The sequence below is a fragment of the Streptomyces sp. NPDC004031 genome, assembly GCF_053604375.1.
In genome coordinates this window covers 214,783-230,263 of sequence record NZ_JBSGHL010000001.1, presented here as the reverse complement: position 1 = coordinate 230,263, position 15,481 = coordinate 214,783, and the positions used below count along the sequence as shown (strand labels likewise).

The window sequence follows — 15,481 nt, the reverse complement described above, 5'->3', positions numbered from 1 at the left end:
TCCTGGGGGTGGGGGGATGGGGGGCTCAGGAAAAGCGCAGGGCTGTGATGCGGAGGGCGGGGCCGGGGTCGGGGGCGTCCGGGGTGTCGGGCGGGGTCGCGGTCCAGTGGGCGGCGTCCGGGGTGCCGGTCAGGCGGAGGGGCGCGGCCGCCGGGGGCCGCGCCGTGAGGGAGGCGACGGTGAGCCTGCGCGCCTCGGGGGCCCGCTGGGCGGACCAGGCCTCGCGGAAGACGTTCTCCAGCGCGCCGAGCGGGAGGGTGGGCGCCGGGGCGGGTGAGCTGAGCAGCCAGTCCGCCGGGCGGTGCGGCTCCGCGAGGGCGTGCCGGGTGCCGTCGGGGGCGTAGCGCCACCGCGCGAGCCGGACGACATGGCCGGTCCAGCTCGGAGCGCCCGCGCCAGGGACGAGCGGCGGGGTGTCCGTGCGGGCGGCCTCGGGGTGCCGGGGCGCGTCCCCGTAGGCGAGCTGCGCCGACGCCACATGGGTGCCCTCCGCCGTCAGCTCCACCGTCACCCGCCACGTGCCGTCGGCGGCCCACGCGCCCGTCGCCGTACGCGTCAGGCGGCTCTCCGGGTGCGGGAGGCGGAGCGCGGGCAGGTCGATCGTGAGGGCGCGCACCTCGCGCAGGGGGAGGTCCGGGGTGCCCTCGGGCTGCACCCAGGGGCCTGCCGCGTGCAGGAGTTCGAGGGTCAGGGAGAGCGGGAGGGCGGGGTCGCCGCCGATGCGGAAGTCGTCGCAGACGGGCAACTCGGCCGGGCGCAGGGCGTGGTGGGTGGTGAGCGCGGCGAAGGGGGCGTAGCGGACGGGCTCGCCGAGCAGGGAGCGGGCGGCGGCGAGGCGTTCGATGCCGGGCAGGCCGGAATCCTGCTGGTAGCCGCGCAGGACGGACGGCAGCATGGCCGGGCCCACGTCGCCGATGAAGGTGACCTCGCCGGTGGACCGGGCGAGGAGGTCGCGCCGCCAGTGGTGCAGGGCCTCGTCCACGTCCACGGCGGACATGTAGCGCAGCGTCGCCTCGTAGTTGGTGATCATGCCGAGGCGCTCCCACGTCGGCCAGCAGACCGTGCTGACCGGGAGGCCGTGCGCCGCGGCCGCCCACAGGCCGAGGCGGCTGAGTGCCTCGTTGGCCGCGCCGTAGTCGAGCTGGCCGACCATGCCGCCCCAACGGCCGGTCAGCGAGCCGACGTTGCAGAAGAAGGCGGACGTGCCGGGCGGGAGGGCTTGCAGGAGGTTGAGGAGGCCGCGGATCTTGACGCCGGTCACCGTGGCGAGCGTCTCCGGGGTCTTGTGCGGGAGCCGGGTCGGGATGTCCACGCCCGCGTTGTGGACGACGCCCGCGAGGTGGTCGCCCGCGCGGGCGAGGAGCCGGCGGGTCTGCTCGGGGTCGGTGATGTCGCAGGGGACGTATTCGATGCGCAGGCCGTCGGCGCGGGCCGTGGCGAGGTTGCGCCACAGCTCGCGGGCGTCGGCGAGCCGGGCGAGGGCGGCGCGGGCGGCGGGGATGCCGCGTTCGGCCGCGGCGGCGCGCAGCCGGTCGTCCCGGTACGTGCGGAAGCCCGCGTCGGACAGGGCCACTTCGGGGCTGCGCCGCTCGTCGGGGAGCAGGCTGCGGCCGCTGACGATCACGCGGACGCCGAAGTCCGCGGCGAGCGCGCGGGCGAGCGCGAAGCCGATGCCGCGTCCGCCGCCGGACAGGACGACCGTATCGGCGGGCGAGAGGGACGCGCGGGGCGGTCCGGGCTGCGCGGCACGGGCCCGCAGGGTGTAGCGGCGCCCACGGTGGTGGCCGATCTCGAACGGGCCCCAGCGGTACAGCTCGCGGCACACCGACTCCGCCGTCTCCGCCGCCTGCTCGGGGCCCAGGTCGAGGACGCGGATGTTGCAGGCGGGGATCTCCCGGGGCAGGCCCTTGGCCAGCCCCGCCCACAGGCCGCCCAGCGGCTGGGCGATGCCGGGCGGCGGCCCGTCGGCGGGCCCGAAGCCCATGAGGCCGCCCAGCCGGGTCACCGGGAGGTAGAACAGCCGGGTCGCGTCCGTCTCCGCCGACCAGTCGGCGTGGACGGCCTGGAGCAGCCGGAAGGTCTGCCGGAAGGCCCCCTCCCAGGCGCCGGGATCGGCGGCGGTGAAGGGCGCGGAGGGGACGGGCACGCCGAGGTCCACGATGCCGTCGAGGCGGCCGCCCGCCGCGGCGAGGAAGGCCGGCACACCGTCGTCGTCCACCGCCTCGCCCGCGCGGGGCGGGGCGAGGCGGTGCACATGGGCGCCCGCCGCGCTCAGCCGGGTGCCGATCGCGTACGCCTCCGTCTCCCGCCCGCCGACCACCGCGATCACCCGGTCGCGCAGACCGGGATCCGGGGCGGCGGGCAGCGGCGCGGTCTCGACCGGCTCCCACACGTAGCGGCCGACCGGGCGCACGGAGCCGTCCGGCGGATAGGCGACGGCGGGCGGCGGCGGAGCGGCGGGGGTGAGCAGGGTCATCGGGGCCTCGGGGTGATCGCGAGGCGGATGCCCTCCATCGGGCGGAAGGACACGGTGGTCGCGAGGGTGAGGGGGTGGTCGGGGACGAGATGCAGGCGGAAGCGCTGGGCGACCATCGCGAGGGTCAGATGCGTCTGGACGACGGCCATCTGGTTGCCGATGCACTTGCGCTGCCCGCCGCCGAACGGGAAGTAGGCGTAACGGGGTTGGGCCGCGCGGTTGGCGTCGGAGAAGCGCTCGGGGTCGAACCGGTCCGGATCCACCCAGAAGTCGGGGTGGCGGTGGGTGACGTAGGGGACCATGAAGACGCTGCCGCCCTTGGGGATGCGCCAGCCGCCCACCTCGTCCTCGGCCGCCGCGTCGCGCGGGTAGAGCCAGATCGGCGGGTGCAGCCGCAGCGTCTCGTCGGTGACCATGCGGGTGTACGGGAGCTTCGGCAGATCCTCGATACCGGGGACGCGGCCGTTCAGGACGCGTTCGGCCTCGTCGTGCAGCCGCTCCTGCGCCTCGGGGTCGCGGGCGAGTTCGTACAGCGCCCAGGCCAGGCCTGTCCCGGTGGTCTCGTGGCCCGCCATGAAGACGGTCATGATCTCGTCCCTGACCTGCTGGCGCGTCCACTCCCCGCCGCTCTCGTCGCGCGCGCCGAGCAGCAGGCTGACGAGGTCGGTCAACTGCCCGTGCTCGCCCGCCCGGTGGGCCGCCACGATGCGGTCGACGATCTCGTACATCACCCGACGCGCCCTGCGGATGCGCAGGTTGTACGGGATCGGGACCGCGTTGGGCGTGAGCTGGCCGAGGGTGCCGCGGAAGACCATCGCCTCGATGACGGTGACCATCGCGGGGCCGACGCGCTCGCTCTCGGGGTGCAGGTCGGTGTCGAACATCGCCTTGCCGAGCGCGCCGAGCGTCAGGTCCATCATCTCGGGCACGACGTCGACGGCCTCGCCGGTGGCGGCCCTGGCCTCCCAGCGGTCCAGGACGGTGGTGGTCGAGTCGGTCATGGTGGTGGCCATGCCGTCGATCGCCGTCTTGTGGAAGAGCGGGTTGACGACGCGGCGGTGCTGCTTCCACTCGTCGCCGTCGAGGGTGAGCAGGCCCGTCCCCATGAAGATCTTGAAGTAGTCGTAGCCCTTGCCGCGGACGTAGTTGGCGTTGTTGTCCTGGAGGACGTAGCGGATGTTGTCGGGGTGGAGGTTGAGGTGGACGGTGAAGAAGCCGAGCGGGACGCGCACCATGTCGCCGTAGTGGCGGGCGAGTTCGCGGAAGAGGGCGGGGGCGTTGCGCTGGAAGCCGCGGATGCTGCGGCGCAGGGCGCGGGGCCCGGTCGGGCCGGGGGCGCGCCGGCCCGCGGGGCGCTGGGCGCCGGAGGCGGGGCGGCGGGGGCGTGACCGGGGGGTGGGGGCGGGGGCTTTCGGGGCGGGGGCGGCGGGGGTTTCCGCGGCAGTGGTGGCGGGGGCTTCCGGGGCTTCCACGGGCGTGCGCTGGGCCGGGACGGGTTCAGGGGCGGTGTCGGGGGTGGCCTGCGGGGACGTCGGGGGGACCGGCGTCGGCTCGGGGGCCGCGCCGGTGTCAGCTTTTCCCATCGCTGCCACCTCCTTGCCGGGGTGGTCGGGCTCGCCGGACGGGCCGGGAGGTGGCGGGGGCGGGGGTGCCTGGGCCGCGGCCTCCGCCGGGGTCAGGAAACGGCCGGTGGCGCGGCTGAGATAACCCATGACCGTCCACTCCAGGTCCTTCATCTGGAGCAGGATCCGGCCGTCCGGACGTACGGCCACGAAGCGGTTGCCCGCACCGGGCACGTGCCCGTCCGCCGCCGCCTCGGGCAGCACCGCGTAGAGGTCGATCCGGCCGTGCCGGGCGGCGACCGCGGGATCTCCGCCGTGCTCGTAGACGTCGATCCGGCCGATGCCGAGCGGGGCGGCGAGCGGGATCAGATCACCCTCGACGAGGGCCAGCACCCCCGTGCGGGCGAGCCCGTCGAGCAGCACCACGGGCATCCCGAAGCGGCTGAAGACCGGGTGGTCGGGCGGGAGTTGCAGGCTGTAGGTGGAGCGCTTGCCACCGGGGTGCAGGCGGGTGCGGGACGTCGAGACGAACAGGTCGGTGAGCAGCACCGGGGAGCCGGGGCTGTGGTACGGGTCGGGTACCGGCGTCTCGGCGGCCTCGTGCCAGGGCGCCCAGCGGGGCGCGGCGGGCAGCCGGGCCGCCATGAGGACACGCAGCTCGAAGTGCAGCCGGTCCCGGACCAGCACCGTGCCGCCCGGGGCGACGACGTCGCCGGTGATGCGGACGCGCACCACCGCCTGGCCGATGTCGGGGCGGCGTTCGACGACGTCGGCACGGATGCGCTTGGTCTCCGCGGCGCCCGCACCGGACTCGCGGACCTTGAGGAAGTGGTGGAAGCGGACGTCCTCGAAGGCGTAGACGCGCAGGCCGGGGACGAGACGGGAGGCCACCTCGTACGCGATCTCGGTCACGAAGGTGCCGGGGAGGGTGGGGACGCCCGCGACCAGGTGCCCGCGCAGGTAGGCGTCGGTGGTGAGGTCGAAGACGCGCTCGAAGGTGACGGCGTCGGTGCCCTCCCTGGCGATCTCGCGGCCGAGGTAGAAGTCGGGGGTGGACGCCGGCGTGGCCACGGGTGCGGCCACGGGTGCGGGCGCGGGCTCCGGCGGCGGGCCCTGGGCCGGGCGCGGGGTGCGGGGTGCGGCGGCGAGCTGCGGGACGCGGTCGGCGGCGGCCCGCGGGGCGGGCAGGGTCACCCGGGCCGGGGGCACGTCGGGGGCGGCCCGCTGCGTGAGGAAGCCGGGCAACAGGCGCTCCACCGCCTGGCGTTCGGCGGCCCCGAGGTGGATCGCGTAGGGCGCGGGCGCGGTGAGGTGCAGCTCGCGGACGAAGTGGTGCACGCCCTCCGGGGTGCTCATCGCCGAGTACAGGCCGCTCTTCTCGAAATAGGCCTTGGTCAACTCGGCGGCGCCCAGGCCGACATCGCCCCACAGCGTCCAGCCGATCGTGAACTCCCGTGCCCCGAGCACCCGGTGGGCGTGCGTCGCGGCGGTGCCGAGCAGGTCGTTGCCGGAGGCGTAGTCGGCCTCGCCGATCTGGCCCGTCATGCCGAGCAGGGAGCCGAAGTTGCACCACGCGGCCGGGGGCCGGTCGCGCAGCGCGGCCTTGAGGTTGCGGTAGCCGCGCAGCTTGAGGTCGCGGACCTGGCGGAATTCGGTGAGGCTCTTGGTCGCGATCGGGGCCGAGCGGTTGAGGCCCGCGGCGTTGACGAGCAGGTCGATGCGGGCGCCGCCGGTCTCGGCCGCGACGCGGTCCAGGGCCGCGGTCACCTGCGCCGGGTCGGTCACGTCGCACGTGAGGTAGCGGACGTGGGCGGCGCCGCTGTGCTCTGCCATCCGCGCGAGGTTGCCGCGGATGACACGGGCCTGGCCGATGCGCTCGTAGGCGCGGTTGAGCTGCGCCGGGGTGCGGCCGGAACCGAGGCCGCGCCGGATGTAGTCGGCCCGGCCGCGGGCGAACTCGGCGTCGCTCAGAGCCAGATACTCCGCCGGGTGCGCATCGACCGGGTTGGAGCCGAGGACGTAGAGGGTCGGCCGGAAGTGCCGGGCCAGCTCGGTCAGCAGCTCGGCGGTGATGCCGCGCCCGCCGCCGACGGCGACGACGACGCTGCCGGGCCCGAGCGCGGCCCGCTCCCCCGGCTCCCCCGGTTCCTCCGTGAGCGTGACCGCCAGCCGCACGCTGTCGTCGTCGTACGCGACGGGCAGCCCGCGCCCGTACGCCGACTCCCGCTGCGCGCGGGCGGCTCCGGCCGCCGGGTCGCGGGTGTCGGTGACGAGGGCGAAGGTGACGGTGTCCGGGTATTCGAGGTGGACGACCTTGAACAGGCCGGTGAAGAGCCCGGTGTACGGGTGCGGGGTGCGGCCGGTGAGCGCGCCGAGCAGCAGCCCGACACAACTCGCCTTCTCCGCACCGGAGTCGGCCGGTGCCGCGAGGGCGTCGTGGCGCAACTGGACGACCTGGAAGAGCACCTCGTGCAGGGTGTCCGGGCTCGCGCCAGCCGGATCGGCCGCATCGGCGGGGTCGGTGGCGGAGAGGTCGGTGAGCAGGCGGATGTGGCGGATGCGGCGGTCGGGGTCGGCCGCCGCCAGCAGCGGGCCGACCGCTTCGGCGCCGCCGACGTGGTGGACGCCGGGTGTGCCGTCCGCCGGAGCGGTGCACAGCACGAGCGTGCCGGGCGGCGCGCCCGCCGCGGCTGCCGTGCCGGGCCGGTCGGTCAGGACGACGGTGGGCTCGGCTGGCCAGAACGGCACCTCGTCGCGTACCGCCCGGCCGGGCGACTCCGTCAGCGCCGGTACGTGGCGGGCCACCGCCGCCGGGTGCGCCGCGCCGTCCGGGCCTTCGTACCGCTGCGGGTCGAGGAAGCGCGGGGGTACGGCGGGGGCCTGCGCGGCGGGCGGCGGCGTCGGGGCGCTGATCCGTACGGCCAGGTCGGGCGCGCCCTGCTCGCCGTGGCAGACGACCAGGGCGTTGCGCGCCGCGGGCTCGCGCGCCAGGACCTGGAGGACGCCGATGGCACCCTCCGCGCCCAGGAAGCACGCGGGCCGGTCCGTGCGGCGGGCCCCGCACGCGACCGCGTCGGGAGCGGCACCCTCCGGGGCGTCCGGGACGTCGGGGGTGTCGAGGTAGCCCAGCACCTCCAGGCCGTGCGTGGCCGCGGTCTCCTCCGTCACGAGGGCGAGCAGGAAGGCGCCTTCGGCCAGCACGGTGTCGGCGTCGAGGGCGTCGTCGAGCAACTGCCGTACCTCGGCGGTGCTGTTGCCGTTGATGCCGCCGACGAGCGCCATCGTCAGCTCACCCTGCCGCAGGTAGCGGATGGCGACGTCGATCGCGCTCAGTGTCGACGTGAAGCCCGTGTCGACGGTCATGTTGAGGCCCTTGAGGTCGAAGTAGTTCGCGACCCGGGCCGGGATGACGTTCGGCATCATGCCGGGGAAGGAGTCCTCGCTGGACGGCGGCACGAGCCGCCGCACCTCCGCCTTGAGCCGGTCCAGCGCGTCCGGCAGCCAGGGCGCGGCGGCGAGCGCGGGGTCGGTGCGCAGCGCGAGCGTGAGGTCGTCGAGGTAGCAACGCGTCGCGTAGAGCGTGGCGTTGCGCGTCGCGCCGAGGTGGCCGAGGACGACACCGGTCGTCTCGCGGTGGTCCTCCCAGAAGCCGCCGAGGGTGTCGCGGAGGCGGTGGGCGCAGCTGAGGATCATCAGCTGGCAGCGGTCGATCCCGCGCATCATGCCCGGGGGCATGCGGACCTGCTGGAAGGACGGCAGCGGGTAGCTGTCCCCGAACGACAGCCCGCCGGGGCCGGTGGCGCCGCCGCCGGTCAGCCAGCCGGGGAGGTCGCCGCCGGGAGCGTCGGGGGCTTCGGGTCCTTCGGTGCCCTCGGCCTCCTCCGTCGGCGGGACGTGGGCCGTACGGGCGACGATCGCGATGCGCTGCCGCTGCGGGGCGGCCTCCCCGCCGGACACGGGCTCCTCCACCGGGGAAGGGGCGCCGGAGTCCGCGGACGGCGGCTCCTGGACGACGAGATGCGCGTTCGTCCCGCCGAAGCCGAAGCCGGACACCGCGGCCGTACGGCGGCGCTCACCGCGCGGCCACGGCACGGCCTCGGTCGGCACCGTCAGATGCGAGCCGTCGATCGCGAAGTCCTTGGGCGTCTCCGTGAACCGGTGCTGCGGCGGGATCACGTCGTGCGTGAAGCCGAGCACGACCTCGATGAGCGAGGCCACGCCCGCGGCCCAACCCGTGTGCCCGATCACGGACTTGTTGGACGTGACGACGACGGGCCCGCGGTCGCACGCCGCGTCCGCGTCCCCCGCCAGCACCTCGCTCACCGTCTCGCGCAGGGTGGTGAACTCGGCGAGATCGCCCGCCGGGGTGCCGGTCGCGTGCGCCACGACCCACTCCGGGCGGACGCTGTCCATCCCGGGCGCCGCGAGCGCCCGCCGGATCGCGAGCTTCTGCCCCGCGGCGCTCGGCGCGTAGATCGCCTTGCCCTTGCCGTCCGAGGACGAGCCGAAGCCGCGGATCGTGGCGAGCACGCGGTCGCCGTCCCGGCGGGCCCGGCTCAGCCGCTTCAGCACGACGGTGGCGGCCCCGTCCGAGAACAGGACACCGTCGCTCGCCTTGTCCAGCGAGCGCACCTCGCCGCCCACCGACAGCCCGTTGAGCTTGGCGAAGAGGATCGAGCCGCGCGGCCCGACCGCGAACGAGCCGCTGCACACGGCGATGTCGTGCCGCCCCTCCAGCAGCCCCTTGAGGCCGAGGTCCACGGCGTAGAGGGAGGAGGAGCACGCGGTGTCCACGAGCAGCAGCTCGGCGCTCTCCGGGAGCACCCCGCGCATCGCGCCCAGCCCCACCTGATGCGGGAAGAAGCGCAGCGGATCCGGGCCGCTGCGCCCGTAGTGGGCCGCGAGCCGCCGCCCGATCCCGTCGAGCGCGGCGGCCTTCTCCGCGCCGCCGAGCCCCAACTCGCCGAGGATCGGCCCCATCCGGGCCAGCACCCCGGCCCGTACGGTCGCCTCCTCCAGATGCTGCGAGCCGTCCGCGGTGTAGCCGACGAGGAAGGAGCAGCGGTCGCCGGGCCCGTGCGCGACGCCCTCCATCGCCTGGAGGAGGGAGTGCCGCAGCCACAGGGTCGTCGACTCGACGTCACCGCCGTCCGGCCCCGGCCCTTCGGCCAGTTCGGCGGCGAGCCGCGGATGCGGGACGAAGTCGGTGATGAAGGCGGAGTGCTTGGAGTAGGTCTTGTCCTCGGCCCGCTTGTCGGCGGAGTAGAACCTGTCGTTGTCCCACCGGTCGGCGGGGATCTCGACGAACCGGTCGGCGCCGTCCATGAGTTCGCGCCAGTACTCGTCGGGGTCGTTGGCCCCGGGTACGACGATGCCCATGCCGACGACGGCGATCTCGTCACCGGGGTGGCCGTCGGCGGGGCGCGGGAAGACGGCCGCGGGCGCGGGTCGCCGCGCGGGGGCGGGCGCGGCGGCCGCGGGCAGCGGTGCGGGCACCGAGGGCGGGGTGGTCACGGCTGGTATGGCCGTCGCGGCAGCCGGGGTGCGCGGCGCCGGGGGGACGGCGGGCGCGGTCGGAACCGCCTCCGGCAGCGGTTCGGGCCGCACCGCCGCGGGAGGGGACAGCAGGGCCTGGCCCGTGGCCAGACCACCGTCCGCGAGCAGGAGTTGGCCGGTGATCCAGCTGGAGCGGGGGGACGCCAGGAAGACGACGACCTCGGCCAGCTCCTCCGGGTGGCCGAGGCGGCCGAGCGGGGTCGCGGCGATCGTCGCGGCCTGCATGGCGGCGGCGTCCGGGAAGAGGTCGGCGACCTCGGAGTAGAGCATGCCGGCCGCCGCCGTGTTGACGCGGATACCGTCCCGCGCGTAATCCACCGCCAGATAACGGGTCATGGCCTCGACCGCCGCCTTCGCGGGGCCGCACGCCAGGTAGTTGGCCATGACGAACTGGCCGCCGCCGAGCGTGGAGATGTTGACGATGCTGCCGCCGCCGCGCCGCGCCATGAGCGGGGCGGCACGCCGGGCGCACGCCAGACCGCCCTTGAGGTTGGTGTCCAGGGCGCGGTCCAGCAGCCGGTCGGTGACCTCCGCGCTGGGCACGAGCGCCCCGCCGGCCGCGTTGTTGACCAGGATGTCGAGGCCGCCGAAACGCTCCTCGATCTCCGTGAACATGTGGTCGACCTGCCCGGGTACGGCGACGGACGCGCGGATCACATGCGCGCGCCCGCCCGCCGCCTCGATCTCCGCGAGCGTGTCGCGCGCGGGGCCGGGCGAGTGGAAGTGGTTGACGACGACCGTCGCGCCGCCCGCCGCAAGGCGTTTGGCGATGACCTTGCCGACGTTGCGGGCGCCGCCCGTGACGAGGGCGACCTTGCCGTGCAGCTCGGGGGATCCGGTGGACACGTCCAGTGCTCCGTTCACGCCGCCGCGGCGAGGATCAGGTCGGCGATCTTGCCGAGCGTGTTGTACGCGGCCGGACGCACATCCGACGGCCGGGGCGGCAGCCCGTACCGGTCGCCGACCCGCACCAGCAGCTCCGTCTGCTTCACCGAATCCACCCCCAACTCCGCCTCCAGATCCGTCCCCTCCTCGAACACCTCCGCCGGATACTCCAGCGCCGCCGCGTACACCCCCGCCAACTCCCGCACCAGCTCCCCCCGGTCGGGGGCCTCGGCAGGCGCCGGGGCGGGCGCCGGAGCGGGCGTACCGCCCGAGGCGAGGATCAGATCGGCGATCTTCCCGAGCGTGTTGAACGCGGCCGGACGCACATCCGACGGGCGCGGCGGCAGCCCGTACCGCTCCCCCACCCGCACCAGCAGCTCCGTCTGCTTCACCGAATCCACCCCCAACTCCGCCTCCAGATCCGTCCCCTCCTCGAACACCTCCGCCGGATACTCCAGCGCCGCCGCGTACACCCCCGCCAACTCCCGCACCAGCTCCCCCCGGTCGGGAGCCTGCGCGGGCGCGGCGGCCGAGGTGTGGTCGTCGTACGTGCGGCGGACGAAGTCGCGGACCTCGCCCGCGCGGCCGTGCCAGAACGCGGCGAAATCCGCCGCCGGGACGTCCGCGAGCAGCGCGGCGTGCAGCGGATCCGCGGACCCCGCCCCCCGCGCGGGCGGCAGCGCGCCCAGGTCCGTGAGGCGGTCGAGGGCACTGTGCAGCGTCGCCCCGCCGCCCGCTTCCGGCAGCAGCATCGGCACCGTCGCCGCGGGCGGCCCGACGACCCGCCCGACGATCTTCGACAGCGCGTCCAGCGCCCCGCTCTCCACGAAGACGCCCACCCCGCCGCCGCTCACCTCCCGCACCGCGTCCGCGAACCGCACCCGCCGGGTGAAGTGACCCGCGAGCACCTCCGTCAGGTCGTCGGAGTCCTCGTACGCCCGCCCGAGGATCGGCGAGTGGACCGCGATCTGAAGCGGGCGCTGCCCCACGCCCCGGATACGCGCCGCGAACGCCTCCGCCGCCGCCCCCAGCAGCGGGCTGTGGAAGGCGTACGGCGACTTCAGCCGCGCGAAGTCGATCCGCAGCACCGCCGCGAGCCGCGCCACCGTGTCGAGCGTCGCCGCCCGCCCCGACAGCACGGTCTGCGCCGCGTGGTTCTCGACGGCCACCCCCGTCAGCGGGTCGCCCACCACGTCCACGAGCTGCTGCGCCCGCTCCGGCCCGGTGCTCAGCGCCGCCATGTACGCCGCCTCCCCCGGCCCCTCCTCGCGCAGCGCGAGCCCCCGGTGACAGACGATCTGCGCCCCCTCCGCCACGCTGAACGCCCCCGCCGCCACCAGCGCGGCGATCTCCCCGAGGCTGTGCCCCACGAGCACGTCCGGCCGCAGACCGCGCGCGTGCAGGACGGCGTACGTCGCGACGGACGCCGAGTAGATCGCGAGCTGCAACGTGTCCGGCGCCTCCGCCAGCCACTGCGCGGGCTCGGGCGTACGCGGCGCGAACAACGCGTCTGCGGCGGAGCCGCCGAGCAGGGGTCGGGCGGCGTCCCCGATGTCGGTGAGGACCGGATTCACGACCGCCGGGAACGCCTCCCGGAGATCGGCGAGAGCGCGCCCGTACAGTGCGCCCTGGCCCGGGAAGAGGGCGGCGATGGATGTTTTCGGCATGGTTCTGACGTCCCCCGTACTCGGTGCATTCGTGGTGGAGCGGTTGCGCTTTTGCGCGCGGGCGCGCACGCAGGGAAATGCGTGGCCAATGGAAGAGTTTTTGCGCGGAAACGCGCGGGTGGGATATTGTTGCGGGCCCGCTAAATGGGCCTTGCCCCTTGCGCTTGGTGCTTGGCGCCTTGCGCTTGGGCGCGCCGCGAGGGCCGGGTTACGCGCCCGGCGTGCGCGGTGGGTGTGGGCCGGTGGCCCCCGCGCCTGCGGTTGCCCTTGGCGGGCGGCGCAGGGCGCTGCGGATTCTTCTGCTCAGCACGAGGGCACGACGAGGCGTCGGGCGGGTGCTGAAATCGGCATACGTTGCCGCGCTCACGTTCTTTCCCCCGTATCGCTGTGTGCCGGGTCGGCACAACGGCTCATACGCGTTCAGCCTAGGAAGGCGTATCGGAAAAAGTCAAGGCGGTCCCGAAATTCCTCCGTTTTACCGGCGCGCTGCTTTTCTGCTTTTCCGATTTACCGTCTCCCACGGTGGGCTCTGCGGTTCTCCGCTCCGGGGTGGGTGGTTGCGGTTCGCCGCACGACCTTCCCTGCGGTGGGGGCTGGTCGCGCAGTTCCCCGCGCCCCTGACGCGGCGCCGCCGCCGCTGGGTCGGGTGCCGCCACGGGGCACCTCCTCGGAATGCGCCTTCACCCCCCTACCTGGTCGGTGAACCACCGACAGCGCATTCCTGCGGGGGCACCCCGCACCGTCCCCCTCCAGGCCGGACTAGCGGCTGCCAGCCGGTGGGGGTGAGCGTCTCTGGGGCGCACCTGCGGGGGAGAGTCCCCGTCTTTCAGGGGCGCGGGGAACTGCGCGCTCAGCCCCCACCGGGGGGAAGGCGAGCTGCCACCGCAAGTGGCAACCAGCTAGGGGCGCGGGGAACTGCGCGCTCAACCCCCCACCGGCGGACGGTCGCGGGTCCACCGCAGGAGGCAGCCCGGGGCGAACCCCACCGCGCGCCGCAAGGCGCAATCTCGCGTTCACCCCCGGGTGGGAACATCCGCCGGTGAGACGCGAAAGAGCAGGTCGTACCGGCGGGAACGCCGGGAGCAGCGGGAACGGCGGGGAAGGGGGGCTGGGGCGGCGGCTGGGGGTGGGGGACGCGGTCGTGGTGGGGCTCGGGGCCATGCTCGGCGCCGGTGTCTTCAGCGCGTTCGGGCCCGCTGCCGCCGCGGCGGGGAGCGGGCTGTCGGGGGCGCTCGCGGTCGCCGCGGTCGTGGCGTACTGCAACGCCACCTCGTCCGCGCGGCTCGCGGCGCGGCATCCGGAGTCGGGTGGGACGTATGTGTACGGGCGGGAGCGGCTGGGGCCGTTCTGGGGCTACCTCGCGGGGTGGAGCTTCGTGGCCGGGAAGACGGCCTCGTGCGCGGCGATGGCGCTGACGGTCGGGCATTACGTGTGGCCGGGGCAGGCGCGGGCCACCGGCGTGGGGGCGGTCGTGGCGCTCACGGCCGTCAACTGCCTGGGCGTCCGCAAGGCGGCCTGGCTGACCCGGCTGATCGTGGCGGTCACGCTCGGCGTGCTCGCCGCGTGTGTCGTCGCGGGGCTGAGCGGCGGGCACACCGACGCGGGGCGGCTCGCCTGGGACGCGGGGGGCGCCACGGCCACACCGCACGGGCTGCTCCAGGCGGCGGGGCTGCTGTTCTTCGCCTTCGCGGGCTACGCCCGCATCGCGACGCTCGGCGAGGAGGTCCGCGACCCGGCGCGTACGATCCCGCGGGCGATCCCGCTCGCGCTGGGGGTCACGCTCGTCGTGTACGCGGCTGTCGCGGTGACGCTGCTCGCCGTTCTGGGGCCGCAGGCGCTCGGGCGGTCCGCGGCGCCGCTCGCCGACGCGGTACGGGCGGCGGGCGCGCCCGGCCTCGTACCGGTGGTCCGCGCGGGTGCGGCCGTCGCCGCGCTCGGCTCGCTGCTCGCACTGCTGCTGGGGGTGTCCCGGACGACGCTGGCCATGGCTCGCGACCGCCATCTCCCGCCCGCGCTCGCGCGGTTGAGCCGTACGAACGCGCCGCTGCGCGCGGAGATCGCCGTGGGCGCCCTCGCCACGCTCCTCGCCGCGACGACGGACTTGCGGGGCGTCATCGGCTTCTCGTCCTTCGGTGTGCTGCTGTACTACGCCGTGGCCAACGCGAGCGCGCTGCGGCTGTCCCCGGACGAGCGCCGGCCGCCGCTCGCCGTGCCCGTCGTGGGGCTCGCGGGCTGCGCCGCCCTCGCGTTCAGCATGCCGGTGCCGTCCGTCGTCGCGGGTCTCGTCGTCACGGCGGTGGGCGCGGCCCTCTACGGCGTACGCGCGCGCCGGGCGTGACCCGCGGGGCCGGGCGCGGTGCCCCCCTCCGGCACCGCCCCCGCACCCGCCGTACGCGGGACCTGTCACCTGTTCGACGCGCCGGCCCCCCTGTTCCGTTACACCCGCCCACCGACAAGGAACGGACGCAGCAGCGCGAGCAGGGCGTCCGGCCGGTGCAGCGGGACGATGTGGCCGCAGTCCTCGATGACGTGGCCGGTCAGCTCGTCGGCGATCGGGCGGAGTTGGCGTTCCAGCACCGCCCCGACGGGCCGGGCGCCCACCGCCATCGTCGGCACGGTCAGGCGGGCGGCGGCGACCGCCCGCGCGATCTGCTCCGCGCTCTCGGGCAGCGCCCGGTAGTACGAGAACGCGCGGCGCAGCGCCTCGCGGCCGGTGTACGCGCGGACGAAGGCGTCCCGGAGCGCGGGGCGCACCCCGTCGCCGAGCGTGCCCGCGGTCAGGAACCAGTCGACGTAGTCCGCCTCGTGGCCCTCCAACACGGTCTCGGCGAGGCCGGGCTCGGCGGCGTGGAAGCCGAACCACCACGGCGGCCCGCCCGCGAGGAACTCCTCCGCGCCGGGCAGCCCGCCCAACACGGACTCCATGACGACCAGCCGCCGCACCCGTCCGGGCCTGCGCAGCGCCAGGAGGAACGCCGGCCCGACGCCCGCGTCGATGCCCACCACCGCCGCCGCGGACACACCGAGCGCGGTGAGAAGCCCCGCGGCGTCCTCGGCCAGCGTCCCCGCGTCGTACCCGGCGGCGGCCGCGCCGCTCGCGCCGAACCCGCGCAGGTCCGGCGCGATGACGTGGCAGCGGCCGGACAGGTCCGCCATGACGTCCGTCCACACCTCCCAGGTGTGCGGGAACCCGTGCAGCAGCAGGACGGCCGGGCCCGACCCGGCCAGGGCGACGTTCAGTTCGACACCGTTGACGCGCACGCGCCGCAACTCGGGCATGAGGAGGCTCCAGTTAAGGTGAGGAATGGTGACCACGTCACGCTAAGGAACCGCCC

Annotated in this window: 5 protein-coding genes; 1 reads left to right on the top strand and 4 read right to left on the bottom strand. The window is 75.2% G+C overall.

All coding sequences use genetic code 11. From position 1 onward, the window contains the following. Positions 1-25: 25 nt before the first annotated feature. Genes ACWERV_RS00980 through ACWERV_RS00970 form a run of 3 tightly spaced genes read right to left on the bottom strand, consistent with a single transcriptional unit; the run spans position 26 to position 12,146 of the window. On the bottom strand, positions 26-2,476 hold the full coding sequence (locus ACWERV_RS00980) for a KR domain-containing protein (RefSeq protein ID WP_452927072.1): 2,451 nt from the start codon (positions 2,474-2,476) through the stop codon (positions 26-28). Then, a complete protein-coding gene (locus ACWERV_RS00975; RefSeq protein WP_452927069.1) occupies positions 2,473-10,440 on the bottom strand; it encodes a cytochrome P450 in 7,968 nt (2,655 codons plus the stop codon). Before ACWERV_RS00975 ends, ACWERV_RS00980 begins: the two co-directional genes overlap by 4 nt. Before the next feature lie 14 nt (positions 10,441-10,454). Beyond that, positions 10,455-12,146 carry an acyltransferase domain-containing protein gene (locus ACWERV_RS00970; RefSeq protein ID WP_452927067.1) on the bottom strand — a complete coding sequence of 564 codons (1,692 nt, stop codon included), beginning with the start codon at positions 12,144-12,146 and terminating at the stop codon, positions 10,455-10,457. Positions 12,147-13,185: 1,039 nt separating this feature from the next. Between ACWERV_RS00970 and ACWERV_RS00965 the strand changes: the two genes are divergently transcribed. Next, positions 13,186-14,484: an APC family permease gene (locus ACWERV_RS00965; protein ID WP_452927065.1), complete on the top strand. Its 1,299-nt coding sequence runs from the start codon at positions 13,186-13,188 to the stop codon at positions 14,482-14,484. Between the two features lie 98 nt (positions 14,485-14,582). On the opposite strand, the gene ACWERV_RS00960 is transcribed toward ACWERV_RS00965, so the two are convergent. Next, a complete protein-coding gene (locus tag ACWERV_RS00960) occupies positions 14,583-15,425 on the bottom strand; it encodes an alpha/beta fold hydrolase (RefSeq protein WP_452927060.1) in 843 nt (280 codons plus the stop codon). Between the last annotated feature and the right edge of the window lie 56 nt (positions 15,426-15,481).

What these genes read in the sequence shown, in the direction of transcription:
- ACWERV_RS00970 (WP_452927067.1), bottom strand. Translation starts at nt 12,146, where the DNA reads ATGCCGAAAACATCCATCGCCGCCCTCTTCCCGGGCCAGGGCGCACTG.
- ACWERV_RS00980 (WP_452927072.1), bottom strand. Translation starts at nt 2,476, where the DNA reads ATGACCCTGCTCACCCCCGCCGCTCCGCCGCCGCCCGCCGTCGCCTAT.
- ACWERV_RS00960 (WP_452927060.1), bottom strand. Translation starts at nt 15,425, where the DNA reads ATGCCCGAGTTGCGGCGCGTGCGCGTCAACGGTGTCGAACTGAACGTC.